Origin of the sequence: Candidatus Pantoea edessiphila, assembly GCF_002933335.1 — a bacterium.
Lineage (GTDB): Bacteria > Pseudomonadota > Gammaproteobacteria > Enterobacterales > Enterobacteriaceae > Pantoea_C.
On the sequence record NZ_PDKS01000003.1, the window covers coordinates 79,407 to 86,798 of the forward strand.

At 30.0% G+C, this 7,392-nt stretch carries 11 protein-coding genes; 9 read left to right on the forward strand and 2 right to left on the reverse strand.

Annotated features, from left to right (window positions below; all coding sequences use genetic code 11):
- Positions 1-27 precede the first annotated feature (27 nt).
- The 6 genes from rpmJ (at position 28) to rplQ (ending at position 3,097) form a co-directional block, all read left to right on the forward strand.
- Entirely contained in the window at positions 28-144 is a 117-nt protein-coding gene (rpmJ, locus tag CRV11_RS02745; protein WP_136131810.1) for a 50S ribosomal protein L36, read from the forward strand.
- Between the two features lie 61 nt (positions 145-205).
- Positions 206-562, forward strand: coding sequence for a 30S ribosomal protein S13 (gene rpsM / locus CRV11_RS02750; RefSeq protein ID WP_136131811.1), 357 nt, complete (start codon positions 206-208; stop codon positions 560-562).
- A gap of 19 nt (positions 563-581) precedes the next feature.
- Positions 582-971, forward strand: coding sequence for a 30S ribosomal protein S11 (gene rpsK / locus CRV11_RS02755; RefSeq protein ID WP_136131812.1), 390 nt, complete (start codon positions 582-584; stop codon positions 969-971).
- Positions 972-1,003: 32 nt separating this feature from the next.
- Positions 1,004-1,624, forward strand: coding sequence for a 30S ribosomal protein S4 (gene rpsD / locus CRV11_RS02760; protein WP_136131813.1), 621 nt, complete (start codon positions 1,004-1,006; stop codon positions 1,622-1,624).
- 25 nt (positions 1,625-1,649) lie between these two features.
- Entirely contained in the window at positions 1,650-2,636 is a 987-nt protein-coding gene (locus tag CRV11_RS02765) for a DNA-directed RNA polymerase subunit alpha (protein WP_136131814.1), read from the forward strand.
- A gap of 65 nt (positions 2,637-2,701) precedes the next feature.
- On the forward strand, positions 2,702-3,097 hold the full coding sequence (gene rplQ, locus CRV11_RS02770) for a 50S ribosomal protein L17 (RefSeq protein WP_136131815.1): 396 nt from the start codon (positions 2,702-2,704) through the stop codon (positions 3,095-3,097).
- 88 nt (positions 3,098-3,185) lie between these two features.
- Here the strand turns inward: rplQ and fmt are convergent, their stop codons facing one another.
- Entirely contained in the window at positions 3,186-4,145 is a 960-nt protein-coding gene (gene fmt / locus CRV11_RS02775) for a methionyl-tRNA formyltransferase (RefSeq protein WP_136131816.1), read from the reverse strand.
- Between the two features lie 2 nt (positions 4,146-4,147).
- Complete coding sequence (gene def, locus CRV11_RS02780; protein ID WP_136131817.1) at positions 4,148-4,663, reverse strand: peptide deformylase; 516 nt, start codon at positions 4,661-4,663, stop codon at positions 4,148-4,150.
- 411 nt (positions 4,664-5,074) lie between these two features.
- On the opposite strand from def, the gene CRV11_RS02785 reads away from it, so the two are divergent.
- The 3 genes from CRV11_RS02785 (at position 5,075) to aroE (ending at position 7,077) form a co-directional block, all read left to right on the forward strand.
- Positions 5,075-5,554: a DUF494 family protein gene (locus CRV11_RS02785; protein WP_136131818.1), complete on the forward strand. Its 480-nt coding sequence runs from the start codon at positions 5,075-5,077 to the stop codon at positions 5,552-5,554.
- Positions 5,555-5,682: 128 nt separating this feature from the next.
- Positions 5,683-6,255, forward strand: a complete 573-nt coding sequence (gene tsaC, locus CRV11_RS02790) for an L-threonylcarbamoyladenylate synthase type 1 TsaC (RefSeq protein ID WP_136131819.1) — start codon at positions 5,683-5,685, stop codon at positions 6,253-6,255.
- A gap of 3 nt (positions 6,256-6,258) precedes the next feature.
- Entirely contained in the window at positions 6,259-7,077 is an 819-nt protein-coding gene (gene aroE / locus CRV11_RS02795) for a shikimate dehydrogenase (protein ID WP_136131820.1), read from the forward strand.
- The last annotated feature ends 315 nt before the right edge of the window (positions 7,078-7,392 follow it).

The window sequence follows — 7,392 nt, forward strand, 5'->3', positions numbered from 1 at the left end:
AAGAAAAATGCTTAAGGAAAACACTTAATGAAAGTACGAGCTTCAGTTAAAAAGTTATGTCGTGATTGCAAAATTATTCGACGTCATGGTACGATTCGAATAATTTGCACTTCAGATCCCAAACATAAACAACGTCAAGGTTGAGATTAAAATTTCAAAAATCATATATAAAAAGCCTAACAAAAACATATTATAGGAGAATATAGTGACTCGCATAGCAGGAATAAATATTCCTGATAAACAACATACTGTTATGGCATTAACTGCGATATTTGGCATTGGTAAAATTCGTTCCAAAAAAATCTGCGCTGCTACTGGTATTAATGAAAGTACTAGAATTAGTTCTTTATCTGAAAAACAAATAGATCAATTGCGTGATGAAGTTGCTAAATTTGTTGTTGAAGGTGATTTACGGCGTGAAATTAACATGAGTGTAAAACGATTGATTGATTTAGGTTGTTATAGAGGTTTACGTCATCGTCGACATCTTCCAGTTCATGGACAACGTACTAAAACTAATGCTCGTACACGCAAAGGTCCTCGTAAATTAATTAAAAAATAGAATAGGTAGTGATATCAAAATGGCAAAATCACTAGTTCGTGCACGTAAGCGTGTAAAAAAACAAATTTTAGATGGTGTGGCTTATATACATGCTTCTTTCAATAATACTATTGTTACAATTACTGATCGTCAAGGTAATGCACTAGGATGGGCTACTGCTGGTGGATCAGGTTTTCGTGGTTCTCGTAAATCTACTCCTTTCGCAGCCCAAGTAGCAGCAGAACGTTGTGCTGAATCAGTAAAAGATTACGGTATTAAAAATTTAGAAGTGATGGTAAAAGGACCAGGTCCTGGGCGCGAATCCACTATCCGTGCTTTAAATACGTTTGGTTTTCGGATTCTAAATATTATTGATATGACACCTATTCCTCATAATGGTTGTCGTCCGCCGAAAAAACGTCGAGTATAAGTACTTATTTTATAAAATAGCTGGAGAAAAAAATGGCAAGATACTTAGGGCCTAAGCTCAAGCTGAGCCGACGTGAAGGTACAGATTTGTTTCTTAAATCTGGTGTTAGAGCAATTGATTCTAAATGTAAAATAGAACAAGTTCCAGGTCAACACGGGACACGCAGACCCCGTTTATCTGATTACGGTGGTCAGTTGCGTGAAAAACAAAAAGTTCGTCGTATTTATGGCATACTTGAACGTCAATTTCGTAATTATTACAAAAAAGCTGCGCGTTTAAAAGGTAATACTGGTGAAAACCTGTTAATTCTTTTAGAAGGTCGTTTAGATAATGTGGTTTATCGTATGGGGTTTGGAGCAACTCGTGCTGAATCGCGACAGCTAATAAGCCATAAATCTATTTTAGTAAACGGACGGTTTGTTAATATTGCTTCTTATCAGGTGCATTTAGATGATATTATTAAAGTTAGTGATAAAGCTACAAAACAATCTCGTATTAAAGCAGCTTTAGAACTTTCTGAAAATCATGAAAAACCAACTTGGCTAGAAGTAGATGTAAAAAAAATGGAAGGTCGTTTAAAACGAATTCCTGAAAGAAATGATCTATCCATAGACATTAATGAACACCTGATAGTAGAGCTTTATTCTAAGTAAAGCTAGTAGCAAAAGAGAGGATATAATGCAGGGTTCTGTAACAGAATTTCTAAAACCACGCCTAGTAGATATTGAACAACTTAGCTCAACACAGGCTAAGGTAACTCTTGAACCATTAGAGCGTGGCTTCGGCCATACTCTTGGTAATGCACTCCGCCGTATTTTGCTTTCTTCTATGCCAGGTTATGCAGTAACAGAGGTTGAAATTGATGGTGTATTACATGAATATAGTACTAAAGAAGGAGTACAGGAAGATATTTTAGAAATTTTACTTAATCTCAAAGGATTAGTGGTAAAAGTTTATGGTAAGGATGAAGTAATACTAACTTTAAATAAATCTGGAATTGGGCCTGTAACTGCAGCTGATATTACATATGATAATCATGTAGAAATAATTCAACCTAAACACATAATTTGTCATTTAACTGATAAGAACGCAATTATTAACATGCGGATAAAAATTCAACGTGGCCGAGGATATGTGCCGGCTTTTAATCGTATTCGTACAGGAGATGAAAGACCTATTGGTAGACTTTTAGTTGATGCTTGTTATAGCCCTATAGATCATATAGCGTATAATGTAGAAGCAGCTCGTGTAGAACAACGTACTGACTTAGATAAACTCATTATTAATATGGAAACAAACGGAACAATAGATCCTGAAGAAGCTATTAGAAGGGCAGCAACTATTTTAGTGGAACAATTGGAAGCATTCGTTGACTTAAGGGATTTACGTCAACCTGAAATAAAAGAAGAAAAACCTGAATTTGATCCTCTTTTATTACGTCCTGTTGATGATTTAGAATTGACAGTACGGTCTGCTAATTGTCTTAAAGCAGAAACTATTCATTATATCGGTGATTTAGTACAACGTACTGAAGTGGAGTTACTTAAAACACCAAATTTAGGTAAAAAATCCCTTACCGAAATTAAGGATATTTTAGCTTCGCGCGGTCTTTCTTTAGGTATGAGACTTGATAATTGGCCACCAGAAAACATTATTGAAGAATAATCAAATAATAAATTCATATTTAATAGATAAAAATATAATATATAAATATAAAAAAGGATAAAGTCATGCGCCATCGTAAAAGCGGGCGTCAATTAAATCGTAATGGAAGTCATCGTAAAGCTATGTTCCGTAATATTACAGCTTCTTTAGTTCGTTATGAAATTATTAAAACAACATTAATAAAAGCTAAAGAATTACGTTGTTTTGTTGAACCTTTAATTACTATTGCGAAAGTTGACAGTGTTTATAATCGCCGATTTGCATTTGCTCGCTTACGTGATAATGAGATTGTATCAAAATTATTTACACAAATAGGACCGCGTTATATAAATCGTTTTGGCGGTTACACTCGTATCCTGAAATGCGGTTTTCGTGCTGGAGATAAAGCACCAATGGCATACATCGAGTTAATTGAAGGTACTAAAAAAAATTTAAATATAATACATAATCAGGAAATATAATATTTATCATATGTATTATAAAAAAGGAGTATACAGTAAAAACTCATTACCCATGGGTTTTTACTATTTTAATTATATTCAAATTAATTTAATTCAATTTAGTACCAGGTTTAAACCATTCATATCGAGAATTAATTAAATATCTAGCTAACATAGGTTTTTTACCAGCTGGTTGCAAGATCATTAGATTGATTATACCTTTGGCAGTAGCAACTTGTATGCCGTTATTTGTAACTTTAATAATCACTCCTGGTTTTATGTCAACTAATTTATCGTTATTTAAAACACTAACCTGCCAAACTTTAATTAATTTATTATTGTCAATATAAAAAAAACTACCTGGCCAAGGATTGAAAGCACGCACACAACGTTCTAATTGTTCTGCTGTACACTGCCAATCAATTTTTGCATCTTTCTTTTTTATTTTTTTAGCATAATTAGCTGATTTGTTGTCTTGTTTTTTGGAAATATTTTGCTTGCCACTGGAAATTTTTAATAATATATTAATTAGTGCATATGTACCTAATTTTGATAACCTTTCATGTAACGTTAAATAAGTATCAGATGATTTAATATCACATTCAACTTGGTATAATATATCTCCTGTATCTAATGTTTCATCCATCTGTATGATAGTTATTCCAGTTTTTGTATCTCCTGCTAAAATTGCCCTTTGCACAGGCGCAGCACCACGCCATCTAGGTAAAATAGAAGCATGAACATTAATGCATCCTAAACGTGGAATTTTGATGATATTTCTTGGAATTATTAATCCGTAAGCTACTACAATAATGATGTCTGGACATAAATTGGAAATTTTTATATTCAAATTTTTAGAACAAAGTGATTCTGGTTGCATAACGGGAATATTTTTACTTTGAGCTATCATTTTAACTGGACTAGCAGTTAATTTATAACCTCTGCCAGCAGGACGATCAGGTTGTGTTAATACGGATATAATTCGATAATCTGATTCAAGAATACCACTAAGATGAACAGCAGCAAATTCAGATGTTCCAGCAAATATAATTTTTAACATAGTAGAAATTTTTAATTATTTGACCTTTGTTTGGATTTTGCTATTTTTTTTAATCTAGATTTAATTCTTTCACGTTTTAATGGTGATAAATAGTCAATAAATAACTTGCCGTCTAGATGATCTATTTCATGTTGTATACAAATTGAAAGTAAATCCCCCGTTTCTATTTCTATAGTATGGCCATGAATGTCTAATGATCGTATTTTTATTATTTTAGATCTTAATACAAAAGCATGCTGTTGTGGAAGTGAGAGACATCCTTCTTTTATACCTGCCGTACCCATACTACTTAATAGTTCTGGATTAATTAATACTAAACGGTCATTGTTATTTTCAGAAACATCAATGACTATAATACGTTTATTAATATTAACCTGTGTAGCTGCTAAACCAATACCTTTATTAGCGTACATAGTTTCAAACATATCATCAATAATATTTTTAGTATCTTTATTAATCTCTTTTACTGGTTGTGCTTTTAGTCTTAGACGATTATCTGGAAAATATAATAACGGTAATACAGACATAAATATATCGATTTTATTTGATTTGTGTATTATAAATTAATTTGATACTAATAATTATAATAAATACCATATAAAATATAAAGTAAATAATATTAATTATTATTATTAATAATAAAAAGATGATAATAATTTCTGTTATACTAAGTAAAATTTATATATAATACAAAATATCTTGCCCAATAATTAACATAAGCATGTTATATTTAAGACTCATACTATACTGAATGGAAAGTAATTGCAATTACAATAATAATTAAATATTATTTATTATTTCTTTAATGATAATAATCGATATTATATGCGTTTTAACTTTATCAATAAATATGCCTATCAATATTTATTGTTTGTTTTGTCTGTGAGACAAAATAGATAAAATCTGGTAAAAATCTCTAGTTTTAAGGAGTATATGGTATGTTTGAGGTAATCATTTACTTATTTGAAACATATATTTATAGTAAAATGAATAGGTGTATAGATGAGAATAGACTGAGAAGCCATCTGAAAGAAGTTGGTTTTTATAGTGAAGATGTATATAATGCTTTAAAATGGTTAAAACAATTATCGTTATATCAAAAAAAAATTATTTCTCCAAAGTTAGTTAGTAATTGTTCTGTATCAAAATCTATACGTATATATGTGGAAGAAGAGAAAAAAATATTAAATACAGAAAGTCAAGGTTTTTTACTTTTTTTAGAACAAGTTAATATTTTAGATATAGAAACTAGAGAGATGATTATTGATCGTGTGATGGCACTGGATACAAAAGAATTCAAATTAGAAGATTTAAAATGGTTAATACTTATGGTACTTTATAATATTCCAGGATATGAAAGCACTTTTCAGCAATTAGAACAATTAATTTTCGATTCTAAAAGTAATACAATACATTGATTATCATTTATATTTAATAGTTGTATCTATATCAAAACTATTATTGTAATTCTACTTTGTAAGTTATATAATCTTAAATATCTAAATATTTTGTTTATTTGATAATATTTGTCATAAACTTCAATTATATGTATAAAAAAAACTTTTTTAGTTCAGTAAAAAAATGTGTAAAAGAACTTAATAAAGAGGGGATAATTATTTATCCAACTGAAGCAGTTTTTGGACTTGGCTGTGATCCTGATAGTCAAATTGCAGTTAAGAAACTTGTTTCCCTTAAAAATCGTTCAATCAACAAGGGTTTTATTTTAATTGCTGAAAATTATAATCAGTTAAAATCATATATTGCAGATCATGAACTATCATCATCACAACGTGATTACATGCTTTCTCGATGGCCAGGACCTATAACTTTTATTGTGCCAACTTTACCACAAACACCAATATGGTTGACTGGACAATTTAGCTCTTTAGCTGTTCGAATTACTGATCATCCGAATGTAAAAGAACTTTGTAATCAATTTGGAAAACCGATTATATCAACCAGTGCTAATATTTCAAATCAAAATCCTTGTCGAACATTTAAAGATATTAAAAAACAATTCGGTAATACATTTCCTGTTTTATTTGGTAAAACTTATGGTTATGAAAATCCTTCTGAAATTAGAAATATCATTACTGGGGATTTAATACGTCAGGGATAAGTTATGTTTAAATTTGCAGTTTTTGGTAATCCTATATATCATAGTAAATCTCCAATAGTGCACTATGAATTTTCTAAACAAACCGGAATACAACATACTTATGGTAGTATTTGCGCTCCTAAGGATGGGTTCTTAGAATCTATTTCAAAATTCTTCTCTGAAGGTGGCTTGGGAGCTAATATCACTTTACCTTTTAAACAACAAGCATACGAATTTGCTGATGAACTTAGCGAAAGAGCATATCTTGCAGGTGCTGTAAACACTCTAAAAAGACAAAGCAACAATAAAATTTTTGGAGATAATACTGATGGTATAGGATTGTTAAGTGATCTTAAAAGACTAAAAATGATTCGCGAACAAAAAAAAATTCTTATAATAGGAGCTGGTGGAGCAGCTAGGGGAATAATTGGACCACTTTTACTTTTAGGTAATATAATAACTGTAACTAACCGAACTAAAAATCGAGCTTTAGAATTAGTTGATAATTTTAGGAAAAAAGGAGTTATTAATACTTGTAATCAAGAAGAATTAGAAAATAACAATTTTGATTTAATTATTAATGCTACTGCTAGTAGTTCTAAGGGTCAAATGCTTGCAATACCGAATTCTCTAATTCATAATAAATCCTGCTGTTACGATATGTACTATCAAAAAAAATTAACACCTTTTTTATATTGGTGTAAAAAGCAAGGATGTAGTTGTCTAGCTGATGGATTAGGGATGTTAATTTATCAAGCTGCATATGCATTTCAATTATGGCATGGTGTGATGCCAAAAATAAATAATATAATTAAAAATATGAGATCAGATATAAGACTATAAATAATTATTAGTATTTACTTGTATTTTTAATAAAAAAATTCAATCTAAATAAATATAATCATGCTTATATCAAAAACAAAACTGTTGAAATCAATTAAAGATATTGTTTTAGGAAAGCATTTAAGTTAATAATTAAAGATTTCATTAAAGATTGACTAATAACTTTAAATAAGCTAATATAGCAAAGTTCTTTAACAATTTATCAGACAATCTGTGTAGGTATTCATAGATTTAGCATTAACATTTTAAATGTATGTTATAAATATCTATTGAATAGATACGTGAGTTTATTACGTGATTTAATCTGTAGAAATA

What these genes read in the sequence shown, in the direction of transcription:
- aroE (WP_136131820.1), top strand. Translation starts at nt 6,259, where the DNA reads ATGTTTAAATTTGCAGTTTTTGGTAATCCTATATATCATAGTAAATCT.
- rpsK (WP_136131812.1), top strand. Translation starts at nt 582, where the DNA reads ATGGCAAAATCACTAGTTCGTGCACGTAAGCGTGTAAAAAAACAAATT.
- CRV11_RS02785 (WP_136131818.1), top strand. Translation starts at nt 5,075, where the DNA reads ATGTTTGAGGTAATCATTTACTTATTTGAAACATATATTTATAGTAAA.
- rpmJ (WP_136131810.1), top strand. Translation starts at nt 28, where the DNA reads ATGAAAGTACGAGCTTCAGTTAAAAAGTTATGTCGTGATTGCAAAATT.
- def (WP_136131817.1), bottom strand. Translation starts at nt 4,663, where the DNA reads ATGTCTGTATTACCGTTATTATATTTTCCAGATAATCGTCTAAGACTA.
- rplQ (WP_136131815.1), top strand. Translation starts at nt 2,702, where the DNA reads ATGCGCCATCGTAAAAGCGGGCGTCAATTAAATCGTAATGGAAGTCAT.
- rpsD (WP_136131813.1), top strand. Translation starts at nt 1,004, where the DNA reads ATGGCAAGATACTTAGGGCCTAAGCTCAAGCTGAGCCGACGTGAAGGT.
- CRV11_RS02765 (WP_136131814.1), top strand. Translation starts at nt 1,650, where the DNA reads ATGCAGGGTTCTGTAACAGAATTTCTAAAACCACGCCTAGTAGATATT.
- tsaC (WP_136131819.1), top strand. Translation starts at nt 5,683, where the DNA reads ATGTATAAAAAAAACTTTTTTAGTTCAGTAAAAAAATGTGTAAAAGAA.